General features: G+C 30.5%; 23 protein-coding genes. 13 read left to right on the forward strand and 10 right to left on the reverse strand.

From position 1 onward, the window contains the following. The first annotated feature begins 199 nt into the window (after positions 1 to 199). Positions 200 to 2,476 carry a replication restart helicase PriA gene (gene priA, locus P9515_RS02780; protein WP_144038776.1) on the forward strand — a complete coding sequence of 759 codons (2,277 nt, stop codon included), beginning with the start codon at positions 200 to 202 and terminating at the stop codon, positions 2,474 to 2,476. Here the strand turns inward: priA and P9515_RS02785 are convergent, their stop codons facing one another. From P9515_RS02785 to P9515_RS02795, 3 genes are all read right to left on the reverse strand, one after another. Beyond that, a complete protein-coding gene (locus P9515_RS02785) occupies positions 2,477 to 3,583 on the reverse strand; it encodes a DUF3153 domain-containing protein (RefSeq protein WP_011819878.1) in 1,107 nt (368 codons plus the stop codon). A gap of 2 nt (positions 3,584 to 3,585) precedes the next feature. After that, complete coding sequence (gene argB / locus P9515_RS02790; protein WP_011819879.1) at positions 3,586 to 4,437, reverse strand: acetylglutamate kinase; 852 nt, start codon at positions 4,435 to 4,437, stop codon at positions 3,586 to 3,588. Between the two features lie 65 nt (positions 4,438 to 4,502). Then, positions 4,503 to 5,033 (reverse strand): DUF2854 domain-containing protein, encoded by a 531-nt coding sequence (locus P9515_RS02795; RefSeq protein WP_011819880.1) that lies wholly within the window; start codon positions 5,031 to 5,033, stop codon positions 4,503 to 4,505. A gap of 30 nt (positions 5,034 to 5,063) precedes the next feature. Between P9515_RS02795 and P9515_RS02800 the strand changes: the two genes are divergently transcribed. Further along, positions 5,064 to 5,246, forward strand: coding sequence for a hypothetical protein (locus P9515_RS02800; protein ID WP_011819881.1), 183 nt, complete (start codon positions 5,064 to 5,066; stop codon positions 5,244 to 5,246). 2 nt (positions 5,247 to 5,248) lie between these two features. Here the strand turns inward: P9515_RS02800 and P9515_RS02805 are convergent, their stop codons facing one another. Next, positions 5,249 to 5,698, reverse strand: a complete 450-nt coding sequence (locus P9515_RS02805) for a single-stranded DNA-binding protein (protein ID WP_011819882.1) — start codon at positions 5,696 to 5,698, stop codon at positions 5,249 to 5,251. 29 nt (positions 5,699 to 5,727) lie between these two features. Between P9515_RS02805 and P9515_RS02810 the strand changes: the two genes are divergently transcribed. Together P9515_RS02810 and cutA are read left to right on the forward strand one after the other, a co-directional pair. Then, complete coding sequence (locus P9515_RS02810) at positions 5,728 to 6,522, forward strand: precorrin-6A/cobalt-precorrin-6A reductase (protein ID WP_011819883.1); 795 nt, start codon at positions 5,728 to 5,730, stop codon at positions 6,520 to 6,522. 27 nt (positions 6,523 to 6,549) lie between these two features. Beyond that, the gene (gene cutA, locus P9515_RS02815) at positions 6,550 to 6,846 is read left to right on the forward strand and encodes a divalent cation tolerance protein CutA (RefSeq protein ID WP_263969691.1); all 297 of its coding nucleotides are present in this window, start codon (positions 6,550 to 6,552) and stop codon (positions 6,844 to 6,846) included. Here the strand turns inward: cutA and P9515_RS02820 are convergent. From P9515_RS02820 to P9515_RS02835, 4 genes are all read right to left on the reverse strand, one after another. Beyond that, positions 6,838 to 7,854, reverse strand: a complete 1,017-nt coding sequence (locus P9515_RS02820; RefSeq protein WP_011819885.1) for an adenosine kinase — start codon at positions 7,852 to 7,854, stop codon at positions 6,838 to 6,840. The two genes, cutA and P9515_RS02820, sit on opposite strands and share 9 nt — an antisense overlap. 20 nt (positions 7,855 to 7,874) lie before the next feature. Beyond that, positions 7,875 to 9,185, reverse strand: a complete 1,311-nt coding sequence (locus P9515_RS02825; protein WP_011819886.1) for an adenylosuccinate synthase — start codon at positions 9,183 to 9,185, stop codon at positions 7,875 to 7,877. 81 nt (positions 9,186 to 9,266) lie between these two features. Then, positions 9,267 to 9,704 (reverse strand): photosystem II protein Psb27, encoded by a 438-nt coding sequence (psb27, locus tag P9515_RS02830; protein WP_011819887.1) that lies wholly within the window; start codon positions 9,702 to 9,704, stop codon positions 9,267 to 9,269. Between the two features lie 26 nt (positions 9,705 to 9,730). Continuing rightward, a complete protein-coding gene (locus P9515_RS02835) occupies positions 9,731 to 11,533 on the reverse strand; it encodes a proline--tRNA ligase (RefSeq protein ID WP_011819888.1) in 1,803 nt (600 codons plus the stop codon). A 177-nt stretch (positions 11,534 to 11,710) separates the two neighbouring features. Here P9515_RS02835 and P9515_RS02840 point away from each other — a divergent pair, with 177 nt between their 5' ends. The 5 genes from P9515_RS02840 (at position 11,711) to lepB (ending at position 14,032) form a co-directional block, all read left to right on the forward strand. Continuing rightward, positions 11,711 to 12,061 carry a hypothetical protein gene (locus tag P9515_RS02840; RefSeq protein WP_011819889.1) on the forward strand — a complete coding sequence of 117 codons (351 nt, stop codon included), beginning with the start codon at positions 11,711 to 11,713 and terminating at the stop codon, positions 12,059 to 12,061. Between the two features lie 101 nt (positions 12,062 to 12,162). Next, on the forward strand, positions 12,163 to 12,420 hold the full coding sequence (locus tag P9515_RS02845) for a hypothetical protein (protein WP_011819890.1): 258 nt from the start codon (positions 12,163 to 12,165) through the stop codon (positions 12,418 to 12,420). Continuing rightward, positions 12,410 to 12,958 carry an inorganic diphosphatase gene (locus P9515_RS02850; protein ID WP_011819891.1) on the forward strand — a complete coding sequence of 183 codons (549 nt, stop codon included), beginning with the start codon at positions 12,410 to 12,412 and terminating at the stop codon, positions 12,956 to 12,958. Before P9515_RS02845 ends, P9515_RS02850 begins: the two co-directional genes overlap by 11 nt. Position 12,959: 1 nt before the next feature. Then, positions 12,960 to 13,316: a Spx/MgsR family RNA polymerase-binding regulatory protein gene (locus P9515_RS02855; RefSeq protein WP_011819892.1), complete on the forward strand. Its 357-nt coding sequence runs from the start codon at positions 12,960 to 12,962 to the stop codon at positions 13,314 to 13,316. Positions 13,317 to 13,345: 29 nt separating this feature from the next. Continuing rightward, positions 13,346 to 14,032, forward strand: coding sequence for a signal peptidase I (gene lepB / locus P9515_RS02860; protein ID WP_041710562.1), 687 nt, complete (start codon positions 13,346 to 13,348; stop codon positions 14,030 to 14,032). On the opposite strand, the gene P9515_RS02865 is transcribed toward lepB, so the two are convergent. Beyond that, on the reverse strand, positions 13,995 to 15,248 hold the full coding sequence (locus P9515_RS02865) for a dihydroorotase (protein WP_011819894.1): 1,254 nt from the start codon (positions 15,246 to 15,248) through the stop codon (positions 13,995 to 13,997). The genes lepB and P9515_RS02865 overlap by 38 nt on opposite strands. 2 nt (positions 15,249 to 15,250) lie before the next feature. Then, positions 15,251 to 16,579: a histidine phosphatase family protein gene (locus tag P9515_RS02870; RefSeq protein ID WP_011819895.1), complete on the reverse strand. Its 1,329-nt coding sequence runs from the start codon at positions 16,577 to 16,579 to the stop codon at positions 15,251 to 15,253. Positions 16,580 to 16,697: 118 nt separating this feature from the next. On the opposite strand from P9515_RS02870, the gene P9515_RS02875 reads away from it, so the two are divergent. The 4 genes from P9515_RS02875 (at position 16,698) to tal (ending at position 21,407) form a co-directional block, all read left to right on the forward strand. Then, complete coding sequence (locus tag P9515_RS02875; protein WP_011819896.1) at positions 16,698 to 18,056, forward strand: CPBP family intramembrane glutamic endopeptidase; 1,359 nt, start codon at positions 16,698 to 16,700, stop codon at positions 18,054 to 18,056. A gap of 232 nt (positions 18,057 to 18,288) precedes the next feature. Continuing rightward, a complete protein-coding gene (locus P9515_RS02880; protein WP_225867101.1) occupies positions 18,289 to 18,564 on the forward strand; it encodes a hypothetical protein in 276 nt (91 codons plus the stop codon). Next, positions 18,564 to 20,315, forward strand: a complete 1,752-nt coding sequence (locus P9515_RS02885) for a peptidoglycan D,D-transpeptidase FtsI family protein (protein ID WP_011819898.1) — start codon at positions 18,564 to 18,566, stop codon at positions 20,313 to 20,315. Before P9515_RS02880 ends, P9515_RS02885 begins: the two co-directional genes overlap by 1 nt. A 90-nt stretch (positions 20,316 to 20,405) precedes the next feature. Continuing rightward, positions 20,406 to 21,407, forward strand: coding sequence for a transaldolase (tal, locus tag P9515_RS02890; protein ID WP_011819899.1), 1,002 nt, complete (start codon positions 20,406 to 20,408; stop codon positions 21,405 to 21,407). Positions 21,408 to 21,414: the final 7 nt, after the last annotated feature.

Here is a 21,414-nt window from a genome sequence, read left to right on the forward strand (position 1 = left end):
TTTTTTTAAATTGTTGAAAAAATTAAATAGTGTTATAGATTACCTAAAGTAAAAAGTCTTGGGATTTCTCAGACTGGCAGATCATTTTTTGAATTTTCACTCAATGATCAAAGCTTCATGTCTCCCTTAAGAACAGGATACTTACAATGTGCAAAAACACTTTGTGGAATGTTCAACAATCCAATACTAAGAAAAAGTTTTGATGACGGCAAGTAATAATTTATCAAATACCTCTTTTAAGTTTGAGGTCTTGCTTGATATAGGTAGTCATAGTAATAGTTTCTCTTATTTAGACGGTAATAATCTCGGAGTAGAAGTTGGTGATATTGTTTCAGTAAAACTTAAAGGAAGATTATTAAATGGATTAACGATTGCTAGAAACCCTTTCTTAAAAAGGGATAAAAATGGAAAAGATTTTGATGAAGAATCTAGGTTTAGATATTTGTCTATAGAAGGTATTGTGCAAAAAAAAGTGATTCAAGACTGGTGGAGAGAATGGCTGGAGACTTTAGCTTTATCTTATCGAGTAAGCAACTTAAAAATGTTTAAAACAGCTTTTCCTCCGGGATGGATTGGAAAACATAAAAAAATATCTCAAAAATATAGATATCAAATATGGATTAAATTACAACCTAATTTTCACTTCAGGAATTATGAATTAAATAAGAGAGAACTTTCATTAATAAATTTTCTAGGTCTTAAAGGGAAATGGCAAAGCGAATTAATTAAGTTTGGTTTTAATTCAAAACTTATAAATTTAATGATTAGTAAAAAACTTTTGATAAAGACTAAACGAAAAAAAATATTTAATACCAAATTAAGTTCTTTTAAAAATGATTGTATTTCAATTAAAAAACCAAATCTTACACAGGAGCAAAAAAAAGTATATGTGGAAATGCAAGAGATGCAACCTGGAGAGGTCTGTTTGCTCTGGGGAGAAACAGGTTCTGGCAAAACAGAAGTTTATATGAGAATGGCTGAAGATCAACTACTTAATAAAAAGAGCTGTTTAATATTGGCTCCGGAAATTGGCTTGATTCCTCAACTTATTGATAGATTTAGTAAAAGATTTCAAAGTGAGGTCATTGAGTATCACAGTAATTGTTCTTCAAGGCATAGGACTTTAGTTTGGGAAAAAATAATAGATGAAGATGAACCCGTTATTGTTGTAGGGACAAGATCTGCAGTATTCCTTCCTATTCGGAATTTAGGCTTAATAGTGATGGATGAAGAACATGATGTTTCCTATAAGCAAGATAGTCCAATGCCTTGTTACGATGCGAGAGATGTTGCCCTTGAAAGAGTAAAAAGAAATCCAACTAAGCTAATTTTTGGAAGTGCAACTCCTTCAATGAGAACTTGGAAAAGGGTTGTTTATGAAAAAAAAATAAGGTTAATAAGAATGAAGGAAAGAATATCTACTACAGAAATACCCGAAATTAAAGTTGTTGATATGCGTAGTGAATTTAAAAAGGGAAATACAAAAATTTTTTGCAGCGAATTATTAGAATTAATTTCTAAGCTTAAAGAGAATCAAGAACAAGCAATAATTTTGATTCCTAGAAGAGGTTATAACGGTTTTCTAAGTTGTAGAAATTGTGGATTTATAATCAATTGCCCTAATTGTGATGTACCTTTATCCGTTCATATGGGATCAAAAGGTAAACAGTGGCTTAGCTGTCACTGGTGTGACCATAAAGCAAAACTTATTTACTCTTGTCCAGATTGTAAATCAAATGCCTTTAAGCCTTTTGGGATAGGAACTCAAAGAGTTATTGAGTTCTTGAATAATGAATTCCCCGAATTGAGGGTACTTCGTTTTGATAGAGACACTACCTCAGGTAAAGATGGTCATAGAAATATCCTTTCAATGTTTTCTAATGGGAATGCGGATATTCTTGTAGGAACTCAAATGTTAGCAAAAGGGATTGATATTCCCAATGTTACTCTTTCTGTGGTTATTGCTGCAGATGGACTTCTTCATCGTCCAGACATTTCTTCAGAAGAAAAATCATTACAATTATTTCTACAATTAGCAGGCAGAGCAGGTAGAGCTGATAAAACAGGAAAGGTTGTTTTTCAAACATATAAACCAAGTCATCCTGTCCTCTGTTATCTCAAAAATAGAAATTATGAGGGTTTTTTAGCTGAAAGCTCTATCTTAAGAAAAGATGCAAAACTATTTCCTTTTTGCAATGTATGCCTTTTTAAAGTTTCTGGAAAGAACTATGAATGTACTGAAAATACTGCAGCTGAGCTGGCAAAATATTTGATGAGTTTTTGTCAAGGAGATAAGTGGACGGTAATTGGTCCTGCTCCAAGTTTAATTGCAAAAGTTGGGAATAAATTTAGGTGGCAAATATTAATGCATGGTCCAGAAAACTCGGAAGTCCCTTTGCCAGATAGGGCTAAATTATGGCAATTAATTCCCAAAAATGTCTTTTTATCACTTGATCTGAATCCGGTAGAGCTATAGCTAATTGGAAGGAAGTTCTGGAAAGTTAGAACCTATCTGGTATCTATAAAATCTTATTAAATAAGTAAGTAATATCGATACTAAGATAAGTAAAAACCCTAAAAATAATTTGTTCCAAATCCAAAATGTGAACTCCAGGCTATTTAATTCTCCAGGGATTAATTGCCATTTTATAAAATTTTTAGATAATTCCACCTTATTTTCATCTAGGTCACGAACTCTAACTCTATTTGGGTTAATAATATTCAAAGTTAGTTCTAAATCATCAACATATAAAAGATTATGAAGATCAAAATCTATACTATAAATATATTTTTTAAAAAAGAAAAAATTATTTTCAACACTATTAATTTTTAGATCAGTTGATTCTCCTAATAATGTACTCGCTGTTTTTTCTATTTTGTAAAGGGTTTCTTGAGCTGTTTCGATATTTAGATTTTTATTTGTAAAAGAAAAATCTAAATTTCCTTCTGATATTTCAGCATCAGGAAAAATTTCTTTGACTTTCTGTTCGAAATTTATTTGCCAAGGAAATTTTTTAATATATTTGCTTTCAATTTCGAAACTATTATTAATTGAGTCAATCTCACTAAGATCTAGGGTGTCATCAATTTTAACGCAGCCGCTTAAAAGAGGAATTAGTAATAATAATAAAAAAGAAATGATAAATAGAAATCCTTTCTGAAATGGTTTTGTTTCACCTGTTGGAATATTTGAGATGTTTATAAACTTTTTTTCCTTTTTATTTTTATTCGGTTTTATAGAAGTAAGAGATGTTTTGTTTAAGTTGGAATTACTTTCAATGGTAATATTCCAATTATCAGGTTTCTTGATTTCAGGAGAATCGATGATTTCCATTAAATACTTTGCATTATCTCTCACTTTAAAATCATGAGATTTTAAAAGTTCCTTACAAAATATTTTTGCCTCTTCCTTTTTATTAATTCCAGATAAGGCTGTTATCATTATTGTTCGTAAATTAACTCCTTCTTTACTTGAGGGAGGGTAAGATTCGATTATTGGGTATAAATATTCAATACAGAAACTATATTCACCTTTAATAAGAGCAAACTCTGCTGTCTCAACAACTTGCTTGTATGAATCCATTATCAAGCATTAATCATTGTTCCAATCCCTGAGTTTGTGAAAATTTCTAGAAGTAATGAATGCTCAATTCTTCCATCAATTATGTGAGCAGCTCTTACTCCTTGAGCTAAGGCTCTAATACAACATTCGGTTTTTGGGAGCATCCCATTAGAAACAATATTCTTTTCAATAAATTTTCTGGCTTCTTTTAGGTTGATTTGTTTTGCGAGACTATTTGGGTTATTTCTTTCTTTTAGTATCCCCGGAGTATCAGTTAGAAGAATAAGTTTTTCGGCATTTATTGCAGCAGCAAGTTCACCTGCAACGAAATCTGCATTGATGTTATGGGAAATGCCATCTGTTGTAGAGCCAATACTTGATATGACAGGAATATATCCTTTCGCAATAAGAGGTTCTAATAATTCAGGGTTGATTTGTGTGACTTCTCCAACTAATCCATGACTCCCATCTCCTAATTCTCTCGACTGAATTAAGTTCCCATCGAGTCCTGAAATACCTACAGCTAATGAGCCTGTTTTGTTGATTCCTCTCACAATCTGTTTATTTACTCTTCCCATAAGCACCATCTCAACTATTTCCATTGTTTTATCATCTGTAACTCTTAGCCCCTTCTCAAATTTTGGAGATATTTCTAATTTGCTAAGCCATCGATTGATTTCGGGACCACCCCCATGTATAACTACTGGACATACACCAACACTTGATAAAAGAGCAATATCTCGGAAGAAAGCTTTTTTTAATTTTTCATCTTCCATAATGGAACCACCATACTTAACAACAATTTTTCTACCTGAAAAACTTTGTATGTATGGAAGTGCCTCGCTTAATATTGATACTCTTAGAGAATCATCCATAATGACAAGAATATTGAAATTTGATTTAATTAATTAATTGAATTTTCCTAAATATATTCCAATATTTAATAAAAGAAAATCAAATCGAATTCCTTTTTATTATCGTTGATAATAAATTCTGATTCAAGCCCTTTGACGAAAAACCTATTTAATCTCTCTTGTTTCTCAATCCATTTTTCAAAGGGAACATCATTGATTTCAAAACGCATCTTAAAGCCATTTTTTTCCTCTTTTGAAATTTCTTCAATCTCTTTTAGTTGGGGTGGATTATCTTCATTCCATAAATTTAATGCCTCTAGAGAAGATTCAAGATGCGCTTTTATTCCATACCTCCATCTAGTTACATCTCTAACTAATTCGGTTAATTCTTTTGGTCTATTAAATCTATTTGCCTTGAAATCGTTTCTATTTATTAATTTAACTGGAGGTATTTCAGAAGTTTTCAAGCCAAGTCCAATTAGCAAAATTGGAACTCCATAAAAGAATGTTGGCACGCTTAGATTAACTGAGTCAGTAAAGTAGGCTGTCATCCCAATAAAAGCCAAAACTCCTCCTGCGACTGTTATTATGTTTGCAGGAGATAGGTATTTCTTCATTTTGTTTTATTAGAAAAGTTATTGAATATTATGCAAGATCATAATTCTACAAATCAAGAAGATTTAATTTTAAAACTTGATCAAGAAAGATCATGGTTGTTGGAGAATCTTGATAAAGGAAAATGGTCTGAGATTAGGAGTGAACTTGCTGATCTCGAAAGAAAAATAAGCAAACTCATTATACGTGTTCAAGAATCAAATATTGATACTTGATTTTAAAAGGGTATTTCGTCAACTTCAGGTACTAGAGGAGAACTATTCCATTGCGTATTTTCTGTATTTCCAGATTTCTCTTCAGAAGAATTGCTATCTTTGGTTCGAGAAATATTAGTTTCTTTTCCCTCTGAGGTTATTTGTCCTGCTGGACTTATATTATGAATTCTAGAAGCTGTAAGTTCAGGCTGCTTTTCTTTAGTGCCATCTTGTCTGGTTATTGAGTTCATTCTAAGACGTCCTTCAATAACTATGTTTTGACCTTCTTTTAATTCGCTCACCATTTCTTGCGCAATATTGCCCCAACCTAAAACTTTTAATTCTCTGGATGGATCCTCATTGCGTAATCCTTTGAAAATAACAGTCATTTCAGCAATGGGTGTTTTATTATCTTTGGTGTATCTCATCTGAGGAGAGCTATTTATTACAGCTTGAATTAAACAATGATTCATGAACTTTCTATTTAATTAAAGACATCTTGATGCACAATTCAGAAAATTGCCACGAAAATGTGTGGATCCTTTCAGGAACTTCAGATGGACCAGCCATCGTTAACAAACTTTTAAAACTGGATTATGTAGTATTTGTAAGTGTTGTCACCCATAAAGCGAGTATGTCTTACTCTGAAAATTCAAAGTTACACATCATTACAGGAAAATTAAATGATTCGAGAGAAATTATAGATTTTATTGAAAAAAATAAAATTAATTATGTAATAGATGCAACTCACCCATTTGCCTTAATAATTTCTAAAAATTTAAATGAAGCATGCAAAAAAATCAAAAAGCCTCTTTTGGCTTTTGAAAGGAAATCGGAAATAAAACATTCCAAAAACTTTAACTATATAAATGGTTTAAAAGATATAAAGCGGCAAGGTCTAGTAAATAAAAATATTCTGTTAGCAATAGGATCTAGATTACTAAATGATACTGCAAGTTATTATTTAGAATGCGGTGCAAATGTATTTACAAGAGTAATTCCAACATATGAGAGTATATCTAAAGCTTTTGCCTCATGTATTAAAAATTCAAACATAGCAATACTTGAACCTAGTAAAAAAAAAGGAAATATTTTAGAAAAAAAACTTTGTGATCATTGGGACATAGATTATATACTTTGTAGAGATTCTGGAAGTTATGCACAAATGAATTGGGAGGCAATTGTTTATGGAAGTGATATCAATTTATTTTTAGTTAAAAGGCCAAAACTAAAATTTAAAAATCCGCTACTGTTTTTTGATTATGATGAGTTGATAAACCAAATAACTAAAAATTAATACTTTAGGATGAAGCCAGTCTTACTCGTGATATCAACTGAACTAAATAAAAAATCAGCTAAAAAAATTGCTAAGTTATTAATCAAAAAAAAACTTGCAGCATGTGTCTCCTTAAAAGATATTAATTCAATTTATGAATGGGAAGGAAAAGTTGTGGAGGTTAATGAGGTTGAGATTACAATAAAAAGTAAACTGGAATTGAAAAATGATTTGATAGTTTTCTTACGAAAGATGCTGTCTTATGATTTGCCCCAAATCGTTTATAAAAAATTTAAATCTGAAAAAAATTATATGAATTGGATAAACAAATCTTGCTTAAAATGAGTGTTCTTGTAATAAATTTTTGAGATTAATATTAGATCTAGAACCTAGCTGAGTAATTATATGACCAGCGCAAATTGAACCTAATTCTCCACACTTCTTTGTAGGATAGTTATTAATTAATCCATGAATAAATCCACCAGCATAAAGATCTCCCGCACCTGTTGTATCAATAATCTTTCCTAATATTTTGGGATTTATTTCTTCAAGCTTACCGTTATTGATAATTAAAGAGCCTTTACTGCCTAAAGTAATTATCACTAATTCGCAAATTGAGGAAATAGATTTTTGACAGCTTTGTAAATTATTTTCTTCAAATAGACTCAATACTTCAGATTCATTACAAAAAACTATATCTACATAGTTATCAATTAATTCTAAGAAACTTTCTCTGTGCCTATCTACACAAAAAGAGTCCGATAATGAAAGTATTATTTTTGTATCTGATTCTTTGGCAAGCTTAGAAGCTTTAAGAAAGGCTTTTTTGGCTAGATCACTATCCCATAAGTATCCTTCTAAGTATAAATATTTGCTTTCTTTAATTAAATTATAATCAACATCTTTAGGCTCAAACTCAATAGATGCTCCTAGATATGTACACATAGTTCTTTGAGCATCTGGAGTTATAAAAATTATTGAATGTGCACTTGATGGTCCTTTTTCTATTGGCGGGGTGTTAAAAATAGTATTACTTTTTTTAATATCAATAGAGAAGAAATTTCCAAAATTATCATTCTTCACTCTTCCAATAAATTGAACATTATTCCCTAACTCAGCCAGGCATACGACAGTGTTAGCAGAAGAACCTCCTGATATTTTTTTAATTACTGTGCAATTTTTTAACAAAGTTTCAGATTCATTAGAGTTGATAAGATTCATAGATCCTTTTTTAAGATCATTTATCTCGAGAAAATTATCGTTAACATTTACGATAATATCTACGATTGCGTTTCCCAAACCAATAAGATCAATACCTTTTTTTTGATCAAAATTTTTATTTTTTTCTTTCATTTAATTTAAAAATTTTTTGATTATCTTAGAAGAGCTCTCTTCGGACCGTGGATAGGATCTTCAATCACTATAGTTTGATCTCTATTGGCACCTAATGAAACGATAGCAATTGGTACTTCCATTAATTCAGCAAGAAATCTTAGGTAATTCATTGCATTTTCAGGCAGATCAGATAGTTTTCGGCAGTTAGCGGTAGAACATTGCCAGCCTTTTAATTTTTTAAATATTGGTTTGCATTTTTTTAAGTCATCAGAATTTGTGGGGAAATAATCTATTTCTTTTCCATCCAATTCATAGGCAATACAGACTTGAATTTCATCTAACTCATCTAGGACGTCTAGTTTTGTTACTGCTAAACAGTCAAGACCATTTACATAAACAGCATACTTACCAATAACTCCATCAAACCATCCACATCTTCTTCTTCTTCCTGTGGTGGTTCCAAACTCACTTCCTCTATCGCAAAGTTGATCATTAATACTTCCTTGTAATTCTGTAACGAATGGCCCCTCCCCAACTCTAGTAGTATATGCCTTTGCCACTCCTATAACCCTATCTATAAGCGTTGGCCCAACTCCAGCTCCGATACATGCTCCTCCAGATATAGGATTCGATGAGGTTACAAAAGGATATGTTCCATGATCTAAGTCAAGTAATGTTCCCTGTGCTCCTTCAAATAGAATGTTTTGCTTATTTTTCGCGGCTGAGTGAATAGTTCTCGTACAGTCAACTACATGCTTAGATAACCTCTTCCCATAATCTAGATATTCTTTAATTATTTCATCTTTACAAAGAGGTCTAATGCCATATATCTTTTCAAGTACTCCATTTTTTTCTTTAAGTGGGATCTCTAAAACATCTTTTAATCTATCTTCATTGAGTAAGTCTCTTATTCGAATCCCATTTCTCTGTGATTTATCAGCATATGTTGGGCCAATTCCTCTCCCCGTTGTTCCTATTTTATTTGAACCTCTATCTGCTTCCATAGCTTCATCTAATAAACGATGGTAAGGCATTGTTACATGCGAAGTAGATGAAATTTTTAGTCCCGAAATATCTATTCCATTCTCAATTAACATATCTATTTCTTTAAGCAATATCTTTGGGTCAACTACTGTTCCTGATCCAATCAAACAGGTAGTGTCTTCATAAAGTATTCCAGAGGGAATTAAATGTAACTTTAATACCTTATCATCGACAACAATGGTGTGCCCAGCATTCACACCTCCTTGATATCGAACAACAACATCTGCTGATCGACTTAATAAATCGGTTATTTTACCTTTTCCTTCGTCACCCCATTGAGCTCCGATAACAACAACATTAGCCAATTTTAAAAAAGCATTATTTTTGTACGAATATATAATATATTCAAAATTCTTGTATAACTCTAAAAAAGTAAATCATTTGTATTAACTTTCTCTGAGAACCATTTTTTCGGCAAGTGAGAATTCCTTAGTTAAACGCTCTTTAAGTTTATCCGGTAGAGGCCTTGTTGCAAAATTCTTGTAATGACCAGCCATAGCATTTAATGCTGTCTGCATTGTTGTAAATGATTGAGTTTTATTAACCATACCCCTATTTCTATATCTTGAAATATAGTCAGTTATTAGAGCAAGTGATTCATCTCTAACCTCGTTCTTATTAGGAGAATCTTTTGGTGTGTCAACTGCAATTTGTAAAGTTTTAACGACAGATATTGTATCTTGAGTGTAATCCCCAGTCATAGATGTCTTTGCTGCATATGAAGGGGAATTAAATAATGTGAAAAAAATAGATAAACAAATGGTAAAAGATATAACTTTTGCAAAAAAATCAGGAAATAATAAAGGCTTTTCTTTAACTAACATAACTTTACTCCGAATAAAATTTAGCTTTAAGAATTTTCATTGTACAGTATTTTTGATTCGGAAATAAATTTTTCTAACAAATTCTGTGAAGAAATCTTAATTTTTCTTTTGCTTGATCTGCATATAAATTCTACTTCTTTATTGATCGAATCTCTGCCAATAATTATTTGAAAAGGAATACCAATTAAATCCGCATCTTTGAACTTAACTCCTGCTCTAACATCTCGGTCGTCAAGTAACACATCAATTTTTTTGCTTTCAAACTCCTTGTAAATCTCTTCAGTAAGTTTTGTTTGATATGGATCTTTTAAATTAGTTGGAATAATTAAAATCTCAAAGGGAGAAATTTGAATTGGCCAAGAAATACCATTTTCATCATGATTCTGTTCAATAGCTGCTTGAGCGATTCTTGTAACGCCAATTCCATAACAACCCATCCATAAATTTTTCAATTTACCATCCTTGTCAGAGAATTTTGCATTCAATTTCTCGCTATATTTTTGACCTAATTGAAAAATATGTCCAATTTCAATACCTCTTTTTTCTTTTAACTCTTCATTACTTTCAAGGCTAATACGATCTCCTTTTTTTGCATTCCTTATATCTGAGATTAGGAATTGATTATCAATGAATGAAAATGTTTGGAATACTTTATGAAAATTAACTTTATTGCTACCACTTACAAAACTTGAAAGATTATTGGCAGAGTGATCAGCGATTCTTATCCAACTTTTGTCCCAACTTGAACTATTTTTTATTACTTCATCATTAATGTCTGGTCCAATGTAACCTAATGGAAAATTGGTTAGATTTTTTTCAATAGTTGCATTGTCTTCAATTATTTCTAGGCTAATCAAGTTTGAACTATATTTTTTGCTAATCAAATTAAAAAGTTTAATTTCATTTATATGTTGATCTCCTCTTATACATGTGAGGATTGGAAGTTGGGACTTGTTTTCAAATTTAGCGACGAATATAACGACTTTAACTATTTGGCTAGCATCCAAATCATTTTCCTTACATATATCAACAATTGATTTTTGATTAGGTGTTTCTAACCATTCAGTTTCAAAACTTTTTAAAGGAATCTCTTTTGAAGGTAAAGAAATGGCTTTTTCAATATTAGCTGCATAAGAACCACTTTCAGTAAATAAAATATAATCTTCGCCGGCATCTGCTGTTACCATGAATTCTTTAGATGCGGCCCCTCCAATAGCTCCACTATCTGCATCTACTCCAACTGTATCTAATCCACAATTTTTAAAAATATTTTCATATGATCTTTCCATTTTTTCATAAAAAGATGACAAATCTTCTTTTGAAGAGTGAAAAGAATAACCATCCTTCATTATGAATTCCCTACTCCTCATCAACCCAAATCGTGGCCTTATCTCATCTCTAAATTTTGTTTGTATTTGGTAGAAACATAAAGGTAGCTGCTTATATGAATTAATAATTTCTGATGCAATATTTGTAATTACTTCTTCATGTGTTGGTGCCAAGCCAAATTCTTTCCCTTGCCTATCCTTGAGATTAAACATTATTCCTTCCCCGGCTGTATAACCTTCCCATCTTTCACTCCTTTTCCATAACTCTGCTGGGTGGAGTTGGGGTAAAAGTAATTTTGAACAGCCATTATTATTTAGTTCTTTTTCAATTATGTTCGATATTTTTTCAATTACTTTGAGCATTATCGGCATGTATGCATATATTCCACTATTTACTCTGCGAATATAACCCCCTTTTAAAAGTAATTGATGAGAAATAATTTCTGCTTCAGAAGGAGTATCACGAAGCGTCCCCAGAGGAAAGGAGGTGGTGACGCGCATATAAATAAATTTGTAATTATGTTTAATTTTATCAATTAAGTCGTAAAAAAAATTTAAAGTATCTTGAGTCCCTGAAGGCAGGTAGTTTAGATTGAGCCTTTCTGCTACTTTCTTCAATAATAAAACTTAAAATTTTTAGGTAATTTCATTAACCTTGAAGGCATTTTTAATAAAGTTATGGACAATATAGATTCCAATATTTCTAGTTCAGAAGAATTAGTTGGTATTGATGAAGTTCAAAAATTCCTTAACCGATCAAGAGCCTCTGTTTACAGATACACAAATACAGATCTAAGGAATTTAAATCCTAGTTTCAACCCAAGAAAATTAAACCCAGAATATAGAACGGATCAAAAAGATCCATTACGTTTTCACCCAAATGAAATTGCCAGATTTGCAAAAGATATTTTAAGAATTAAAGAAGTGACTGTAGAAGTTTTTAATTCTCCATCTTCTGCTGCTCAAAATATACTTTCACAAATACTTGAAGAATTAAAAAGTATTAGATCGTTACTCGAAAAAAATTAGTTTAAAATTTAATTTTTTAAAATACATTTTGATTTATTTACTTTTTAATTGTAAAATTAAATTTGTTAAGTTTAATACTCAACTTTTAGCAAGTAAAACTCTTGAAATACTCAAATTCAAAGAAGTTTGTCGAAGGTAAATTAAGCGAAAACTCCTCTCTTATTAATACTCCAAGTGAATTAATAAGGGATGATGATGATGACCCCTTAAGTATGAGGAGCCTCTCTATATCTTTTCTTGGGATCATGATTGCTTTTCTTACAATTTTATTGCCTTCAATAAGTATTTTGCTTGGTAGACCTTTATCTCAAGGAAATGAGATTACTTCTTTTCACTTAATTAAAAAAGATGGATCTTAGTTTGATACCTCCATCTCCAACGAAGGGTATAGTAAATTTAGTGGTTGAAATACCAGCTGGGAGCAGGAATAAATACGAATATTGTTCTCAAGCTGGAATTATGGCACTTGATAGAATTTTACATTCTTCAGTAAGGTACCCCTTTGATTATGGTTTTATTCCAAATACACTTGCTGATGACGGGGCTCCGCTTGATGCAATGGTAATAATGGATGAACCAACATTTGCAGGTTGTTTAATTAAAGCAAGACCTATAGGAGTTTTAGATATGCATGATTGTGGGCATTATGATGGCAAACTTTTATGCGTTCCTGTAGCTAATCCAAGACAAGATAATATAACTAGTATTAATCAAATAGCTCCTAATCAATTAGAAGATGTCGCAGAATTTTTTAGAACAAGTAAAGGTTTAGACGGAAGAACAGTTCAAATAGATGGTTGGAGAGATTTTGAAGTGATTGAGGAACTTTTAAGAAAATGTACATCTTCAAAAAAGAAAACCTTTAAAGTTCTAAAAAAATCATCAATAGTTAAATAAATTGAAAAAAGTAATTTTTTATAGCTATCCAAAATGTTCAACATGCAGAAAAGCATCAAAATGGCTTGATCAAAATAATATAAACTATAAATTTATAGATATAGTTAAAGAACCTCCTTCAAAAAAATTTTTAGAAATTGCTTTAATACAATTTTCGTTTGATATTAAAAAAATATTTAATACAAGAGGTAAGAGTTTTAAATTAATTGATTTTGATATTTTTGACTTAACAAAAAAGAAAATTATTGAACTATTATCAAATGATGGAAAATTAATAAAAAGACCATTTTTAATTATTAACGAAAGTGAATTAATACTTGGATTCAATGAGTCTGAATATGCCGCCAATTTCAAATAGAGCTTTAATTTTAAAATTAAATAAATTTTATGAATTCATCCTATAAAAACAAACTTCTTGAATGGGGACCACTACTTTGTTTGACTTTTTTGGTTTCTTCTTGCAGATCTTTTATAGCAGAACCGCGTTACATTCCATCAGGTTCAATGCTACCTGAATTACAAATAAACGATAGATTGATTATTGAAAAAATTTCTTTAAAAAAGAAATTACCTCAACGAGGAGATATTGTTGTTTTTAAATCACCTTTTTCTTTCGATGAAAAACTTGTTATGTCACGATCAAATCCTTTGCCAAATAAAAGGTATTGTTTTTTTATGAGTTTTCCTCCCATGTCATTCATCCCTGGATTTAGAGATCAGGCTTGTGATGCATATATAAAGAGAGTAGTAGCTTTGCCTGGAGAATTAGTAAGTGTAAATGTTAAGGGTGAGGTAACAATAAATAATAAAAAAATTTTTGAGCCATATGTTACCAATTTCTGTTCCGAGTCCTATTTTAATAATTGCGGAGGATTTAAAAGTTTGAGAGTACCAAAGGATCATTTTTTGGTACTAGGTGATAATAGATCAAATAGCTGGGATGGAAGGTATTGGCCTGGAGGGAAATTTCTTCATAAAAAAGAAATTATTGGGAAAGCCTATTTTAGGTTTTGGCCTTTAAACAATTTTGGTTTTTTTAGAAATCAAGACCAACCTCGATCACTTTCCCTTTAATTAATTCATTCTTCTTAGGAAAATTTGAGGGGGAATCATATCCTAAATTTTTTTGACTATTCACCCATTTTGTATCAGGGTCAAATATAAGCCATCTTTTACTGCCTAGAGATAATTTCTCTTGATTTATATTTAATAAATTAGAGGAATTAAAACTTAAATAATTCCATAGCTTTGAGATCGGCCAATCTCTTTTGATAATAAATTCTTTCCACAATAATGGTAAAACCAATTCAAAAGAGCTTATTCCAACGGACCTATCATTTATTGGGATAAAGGTATTTTCATCATTAAATCCAATTGAGTTTACTGCAATAGCCTGAATTAAATCTTTTTCTAAACCTTTTATTAAAAATTCTCTATTTTCCTGAGAGCCCAATGGAGGATCTACTTTCCAACCAAGATCATCTAACTCCAAATTATTTGTATCTGCTATTAAGCTCCACCAACTAATGGTTGTTGAAATTGGAATTTTTTGCTTTTCAATTTCTTTAAGAGAATTTGAATCTGAGATATTTTTAATTATTATATTTTTACTTTGAAAAAGGTTCTTGAGTTCTAAGATGTTCTTAACTTCAGAAAGTTCATTATTATTATCAATAACGTAAAACCCCGATTGAAGTGATTTAAGATCTTTATTAACAATTCCTTTTTGAACTGAATTTTTTTTTGTTAATGAAAATATTATTGGAGATGAATTGACTGTATCAAGAGACAGGCCTTTGAAAATTATTGGAGAATCAAAAAAATTTCTTGTGCAGAGACCTATTGAACCTGATTTTAAAAGTTCATCATGAGGAGAAAGATTTATTCCTTCATCACCTAAACTAAAACTTCCCCAAAAATAAATATTTAGATCGAAAGAATTATTATTCTGAAAGGGTATTTTTTCAGGCTTATCTCTCCAATTGTCACTGTTTGGAAGAAAGGCAATTGCCCCAAAACCTGATTTTTTTGCTCTAGACTTTAATATTTCTAAGTTATCATTAGAACCTGTTAATGGATCTTTTAAAAATGAGTGAATATCGACCAGCAGCGGGGCAACTAATTTATTACCAGATTTAGAACTCTCAATATTTTTTTTTAAGGCTCGTTTTTTAGCTTCATCACCAAATGCTTCTATTTTTCCATCAATAATTAACAAACTATCTTTATATGCCTTTGTATTGGGGCCCATTAAAATGTTGATATTTTCAAAAAAAAATGTTTTCTCCATTTTTAAAGAGCGCCAGATGCTGTGGAATCTAATATCCCTCCAAGATGTGTAGTGATGTTTAGAGCACTTATAACATGATCTTTTTGGGGATCATTAAAAAGATCAATAATAGTTATACCTCCATTACCTTGTTTTATCATCCATATGTTGGAATAATCAATGCCTAATAAATTACAAATCAGAGTTTTGTTGACTGCATCATGTGCCACTAATAATGTTAAGTCATATTTTTTTTGATTAAGACAAATTTCTTCCCAAGCCTTAATAGATCTCTCAGATACTTCTCTAATAGACTCACCTTTAGGCATTGTTACCTCTTCAGGTTTTTCATGCCAACTTTTAAGTAATTCTGGCCATTGTTCTTTAATTTCATTTTCTAACTTGCCTTCCCATAAACCATGACTTATCTCTACTAATTTTTTAATTTTTTTAATTTCTATATCTGATTTGTTTTGAAGAATTATCTGTGCTGTTTCATATGGCCTATCCATTGAACTTGAAAAAGCTTTGTTAAAGTTTACTTCCTTTAAGTAAGTAGAAGCTTTTTTCGCCTGATCTTTCCCATTATCGTTTAATGGGATATTAATTTGCCCCTGAAATCTGCCTTCTTTGTTCCAGTTAGTTTCGCCATGTCTTACTAGGAATATTCTAGAGTCGCCAATCTGATCAGGTATTTTCTTATTTAGATGAGATGTCTGATTAAGACACTCAATTTGTGTTTTAAATGAATTTCTAAACTTTAAAATGTTGAGGATTGAAAAAGAGGCATTATCCAATTTTAATTTTCTAAAACCTTTTTGAGGTCTACCAATTAATGAGAGAATTAAACATCTAAGAATTGCATTGTGGCCAACAACTAAAATGTTAACTTCATTTTTTTCTAAATAGATATTTAAAATATTCTTGATGAATTCATTTGCCTGAGAATATAATTCTTGGATCGGTTGATACGGCAAATTATCATTACCATCTAATTTTAAATTTTCAGGATCAGTTTTCCAAAGAAGATATTTTTCTGGATATTTGTTTTTTATTTCATTAATAGTTAAACCAGACCATTTACTAAGATCTACCTCTAGTAAATTTTCGTCGTATATTATATTATTTTCTCCTTTTAAGTTTTTTTTAATTGTTTTTGCTGTCTCTGCTGCTCTTGAAAGTGGAGATGAATAGATCTTGTTGAAATTGATATCTGATAATGCCTCCCCCGACTTCAATGCCTGTTCATAACCTTTATCGGTTAAATATGATTCATCTGTCCTACCTTGGATTAATCCCTTTTCATTAAAACTGCTAAGTCCATGCCTAACTAAAACTAGTCTAACGCTCATTATATAGATTTAAGAATTGTAGTATTTTAATCATCTCATGGCGTGATAAAAATAGGTATAAGATTATTAGAAATTTCAATGAAAACTAAATTTAGTTTTATAATTTATTATCGTATATATGAATAAAAATACCTCAAAGACAAAAATATTTTTGGTTTTTATTTCCTTAATAATAACATTTCTTGTCTGGCAACAAGGACTTCGCGATAGTCTTAGCAGACCTTCCGTTGGATTTGATATAGGTCAAAAAGAAAAAGAAATTACAGAATTAGCTTTGCCTGCAATACCTGATGAATTTAGAAAAATTCTTGTTGTCAATGATCCAATTGAAGAGATTAAAACTTCTCTTTCTGAGATTTCTTTTAGTGAATTAACAGAGAGGAATAAATTAATTTGGATAATTTCTTTAAGTGACAATGAGATAAAAGATAATGATGAATACCTCAATAGCTTTGACAATAAAAAATATAAATTGGTAGTAAAAGATTTACGGAAAAGTAATATTGATAGTTCATATAAACCTGACGATGATTTACTAGATTTGTTCAAAGAGGATAGATTTCTATACCACTTGCTAAGTAAAAGATTTGATTTTAATGAGAGTCAATTGATAACAAATGCGCTTTCTAAAAAAATGTTTTTAAAAATCATAGTTATTAGATTAGTACCTATATTAACAATAGTTTTGGGTTCAATACTAGTCCTAAGAACATCATGGAGTCTTCTAGTCTCAAGAAAAATTGAATGGGGAGAATTCAAACCTCTAGATTTAGATTTGTTGGATATGATTTTGTTGATATCAGGAGGATTTGTTGTTCTGGGAGAAGTGATTTCCCCTTTGTTTTCTATAACTTTAGTTGAATTGTTCTCCTCTAATCTATCAATTGAGTTAATACAATCATTAAAAATATTTTTTGGATATCTTTTTATGGCAATTCCTCCTCTTTTAATTATTTATTATCAAATAAAGTCTTTCGATAATAAATTTATTTTTAAAAAAGATTATTTTCAATTTAAATTTTTACCCATTAAAGAATCGATATTTCAGGGATTCAAGGGTTTTTTAATGATAATACCTTTTGTTTTGTTGGTATCATTAATTATGAATCTTTTAATTGAGAATCAAAATGGGAGTAATCCGTTGCTTGAAATCGTTTTAAATAATAATAATTATTTTTCTTTTTTCCTTTTGTTTTTAACAACTACATTTTTAGCTCCGTTGTTTGAGGAGGTTATTTTTCGAGGAGTTTTGCTACCAATTTTATCAAGAGAATTTGGTATTATATTGGGTATTACGATTTCTGCTTTTATTTTTGCCTTGGCTCATTTGAGTATAGGTGAAATGCCACCATTGTTTACGTTAGGGTTGGGGTTGGGAATTACAAGAATGATTTCAGGAAGATTATCATCTTCTATAGTTATGCATTCTTTATGGAATGGAATGACTTTTTTGAATTTGTTACTATTGAGAACATAAAGATTGAGATATATTCCTTGCATAATAATTTAAAAGATGTTTACTTGATGCATAACACTTTTTATCTTTTTAATAATTCTTAGAGATGAACATATTTGAGAATGAAAATTCTTTAAGCAAAAATCTCTATAATACTAATCAAGAAAATTCAAAAAATATATCTTTATTTAATTTAAAATTAATCCATAAAATATTGAATAGCATAAATATTTCATTACTAATTTTAATTTTTATGCTTTCTTTTATTTCTTTTAAAAGTCAAAGGAACTGGACAATCATATACAAAAATCTAGCCAAAACAAGATCAAATAATAATAATCTTATAGATTACATTTCTAAGACTGAAGAGTTTTTTATTAATGAAGTTGAGTCCCTTAATACATTTAAAAAAACAACTCCAAAGGATTTAATTTACCTCGATAAGCAAATTCCTAAGCAGAAAAAAAATGAATTAATTAATAATATTCGAGATGGATTAAAGGATAGTCAATACCAAAGAGGCTATTAATGAAAAGAAATAAGAAAATTGTTAAACTCGCCCCTCTTAAAGCTCGAAGGTTTAAGGTCACGTATATATTTTGTTTGACATTAATTTTTGGACTTTTTGGCAGACTTGTAAATCTACAAGTTTTTAGTGCCTCTGACTTACAAAAAAAAGCTAGGTTAATTCAATTTACTAAAACTATTTCTCTAAGAAGTAGAAGATCAATAGTTGATAGGAATAATAGATTGATTGCTTATGATAAACCTCTTTATAAATTATGGGCTCATCCAAAATACTTTAACTTCCCTGGAGATCCTACTCAGAGGTTAAGAAGCATTGAAGAGGTAATTAATATATTGTCCCCAATTTTAAATGTAAAAGAAGAAATTCTCCTCTCAAAGTTTGATAATAAAATAACAGGGATAGAATTACTTGATGAAATAACAGAGAATCAAGCAAAAAAGATCAAAAGCCTTCATATAAGTGGTCTAGATCTAGTGAAATATTCTCAAAGATATTACCCTCAAAGTAATTTATATTCAAATCTCATTGGTTTTGTTAATCATGATAATAAGGGTTCAGCTGGTTTAGAACTGCACTTGGACAATCAAATTAAAGTATTTAATAAAAGTAATTTGCTAAAGAAAGGTGGAGACGGAACTCCTCTTCCAGATAATTCGGGTCCAAGAGATTTTATTAATGATTATCAGAGCTTAGGTTTAACAATAGATTCAAGATTGCAGAAAGCTTCATTTCAAGCTTTAAATAAACATGTAATGAAGTGGAAGGCAAAGAAAGGCTTCGCAATAGTTATGAATGTTAATAATGGTGAAATCCTATCGTTAGCGTCAATCCCATCTTATGATCCAAATAAATATTGGGAATATAATTCTGAAATCTTCAAAGGTTGGTATTCTCAAGATTTATTCGAACCTGGCTCGACTTTTAAACCTATAAATCTAGCTTTGGCATTAGAAGAAAAAGTAATTCAAAAAGATGGTTTAGTTGAAGATAGTGGGAAGGTTAATGTTGGAGGATGGACCCTTTCGAATTGGGATAAAAAGGGTAATGGATATATCGATTATCCAAAAGTTTTACAAGTTTCAAGTAATGTTGGGATGGTAAAAATAATGCAAAACTTACCGCCTAAAACCTATTGGGATTGGCTGAATAAATTAGGAATTAGTAAAAATATAAAGACAGATTTGTTTGAATCTACGGCAGGTCATTTAAAGTCAAAAGATATATTTGTTAATCAATCAATTGAGCCGGCAGTTGCTTCTTTTGGAAAGGGGTTTTCCATTTCGCCATTGAAATTAGCTCAACTTCATGCTGTCTTAGCTAATGGGGGGGTTGAAGTGATTCCTCATGTAACTTTAAATTTCAAAGATAATCTTAAAAATAAATCACAAGAAGAAATCTTCTCTAATGAGGTCTCTAGAACTGTTCTTGAATGGATGGAAAGTGTTGTTGATAAGGGTAGTGGAATTGGCGCAAAAATTGAGGGCTACAGAATTGGAGGGAAAACTGGAACCTCTCAGAAGGCGATTAATGGAAGATATACAAGTAAGAAGGTTTGTAGTTTTGTTGCTACTTTTCCTATAAATAATCCTAGGTATGTTGTACTTGTTGTCATTGATGAGCCATCTAAAGCCTACGCTTATGGCTCAACAGTTGCTGTTCCAGTTGCAAAAGAAATTATCGAAAGTCTAATTGTTATTGAAAAAATACCCCCGCAAATTGAAAAGAATAGATTAATTGTTAAAAAACCATGAAATTATCCGATTTTAGGTTTAAATAGTTGATATTTTAATGAATTCATTTTGAATTGAGGCTAACTTAAAGGTATACATGATTATCTAAAAATGAAATCAATTTTAGAACAATTGTCCTCTATTACTACTGTTGTTGCCGATACTGGAGATTTAGATGCGATTAAAAAGTTTCAACCCAGAGACGCTACTACTAATCCTTCCTTAATATTAGCTGCGGCTAAGAATCCTGATTATGTGAAATTAATTGATCAATCTTTAGAAAGTTCTAGAAAATCACTGCCTAATGGAGTCTCTGAAAGTGAATTAATAAAAGAGGCTATTGATCAGGTCTCAGTATTTTTTGGTAAGGAGATTCTTAATCTTATTTCAGGAAGAGTATCTACAGAAGTTGATGCAAGACTTAGTTTTGATACTGATGCCACAGTTAAAAAAGCAAGAAAGTTAATAAACCACTATAAAAGTTTTGGAATAGATAAAGAAAGAATTTTGATAAAGATCGCTTCAACTTGGGAAGGAATTAAAGCAGCTGAAATCTTGGAAAAGGAGGGTATTAGATGCAATTTAACTTTACTTTTTAACTTCTGCCAAGCTGTAGCCTGTGCGAATGCAAAAATCACCTTAATCTCCCCTTTTGTTGGAAGAATATTAGATTGGCATAAAGTAAAAACAGGCAAAGATAATTTCTCAGGGAAGGAAGATCCAGGTGTTATTTCAGTAACCAAAATCTACAATTACTTTAAAGAGAAAGGTTTTAAAACTGAAGTAATGGGTGCAAGTTTTAGAAATGTTGATGAAATAAAAGAATTAGCAGGGTGTGACCTTCTAACTATTGCGCCAAAGTTTTTAGATGAACTTAGTAAAGAAGAAGGGGAACTAATTAAAAAATTAGATGAAAATATTCAATCTAAGAGCTCAATTGACTATGAGTTTGATGAAAAAGACTTTAGATTAAGTATGTTAGAAGATCAAATGGCTAGTGAGAAGCTAAGTGAAGGAATAACAGGTTTCAGTAAAGCAATAGAAGAATTAGAAGAATTGTTACTTAAAAGATTTTCAGAAATTAATAATCAAAAATTAATTTCAGCAACTTAAGTTTTAT

It is taken from the genome of Prochlorococcus marinus str. MIT 9515 (genome assembly GCF_000015665.1).
Taxonomy (GTDB): Bacteria; Cyanobacteriota; Cyanobacteriia; order PCC-6307; family Cyanobiaceae; genus Prochlorococcus_A; species Prochlorococcus_A marinus_P.

Coding starts and splice junctions, on each gene's coding strand:
- P9515_RS02865 (WP_011819894.1), bottom strand. CDS start 15,248: ATGGAGAAAACATTTTTTTTTGAAAATATCAACATTTTAATGGGCCCC.
- psb27 (WP_011819887.1), bottom strand. CDS start 9,704: ATGTTAGTTAAAGAAAAGCCTTTATTATTTCCTGATTTTTTTGCAAAA.
- P9515_RS02870 (WP_011819895.1), bottom strand. CDS start 16,579: ATGAGCGTTAGACTAGTTTTAGTTAGGCATGGACTTAGCAGTTTTAAT.
- P9515_RS02800 (WP_011819881.1), top strand. CDS start 5,064: ATGCAAGATCATAATTCTACAAATCAAGAAGATTTAATTTTAAAACTT.
- tal (WP_011819899.1), top strand. CDS start 20,406: ATGAAATCAATTTTAGAACAATTGTCCTCTATTACTACTGTTGTTGCC.
- P9515_RS02835 (WP_011819888.1), bottom strand. CDS start 11,533: ATGCGCGTCACCACCTCCTTTCCTCTGGGGACGCTTCGTGATACTCCT.
- P9515_RS02820 (WP_011819885.1), bottom strand. CDS start 7,854: ATGAAAGAAAAAAATAAAAATTTTGATCAAAAAAAAGGTATTGATCTT.
- P9515_RS02880 (WP_225867101.1), top strand. CDS start 18,289: ATGCTTTCTTTTATTTCTTTTAAAAGTCAAAGGAACTGGACAATCATA.
- P9515_RS02850 (WP_011819891.1), top strand. CDS start 12,410: ATGGATCTTAGTTTGATACCTCCATCTCCAACGAAGGGTATAGTAAAT.
- P9515_RS02795 (WP_011819880.1), bottom strand. CDS start 5,033: ATGAAGAAATACCTATCTCCTGCAAACATAATAACAGTCGCAGGAGGA.
- P9515_RS02805 (WP_011819882.1), bottom strand. CDS start 5,698: ATGAATCATTGTTTAATTCAAGCTGTAATAAATAGCTCTCCTCAGATG.
- P9515_RS02785 (WP_011819878.1), bottom strand. CDS start 3,583: ATGGATTCATACAAGCAAGTTGTTGAGACAGCAGAGTTTGCTCTTATT.
- P9515_RS02875 (WP_011819896.1), top strand. CDS start 16,698: ATGAATAAAAATACCTCAAAGACAAAAATATTTTTGGTTTTTATTTCC.
- argB (WP_011819879.1), bottom strand. CDS start 4,437: ATGGATGATTCTCTAAGAGTATCAATATTAAGCGAGGCACTTCCATAC.
- P9515_RS02840 (WP_011819889.1), top strand. CDS start 11,711: ATGGACAATATAGATTCCAATATTTCTAGTTCAGAAGAATTAGTTGGT.
- P9515_RS02810 (WP_011819883.1), top strand. CDS start 5,728: ATGCACAATTCAGAAAATTGCCACGAAAATGTGTGGATCCTTTCAGGA.
- lepB (WP_041710562.1), top strand. CDS start 13,346: ATGAATTCATCCTATAAAAACAAACTTCTTGAATGGGGACCACTACTT.
- P9515_RS02885 (WP_011819898.1), top strand. CDS start 18,564: ATGAAAAGAAATAAGAAAATTGTTAAACTCGCCCCTCTTAAAGCTCGA.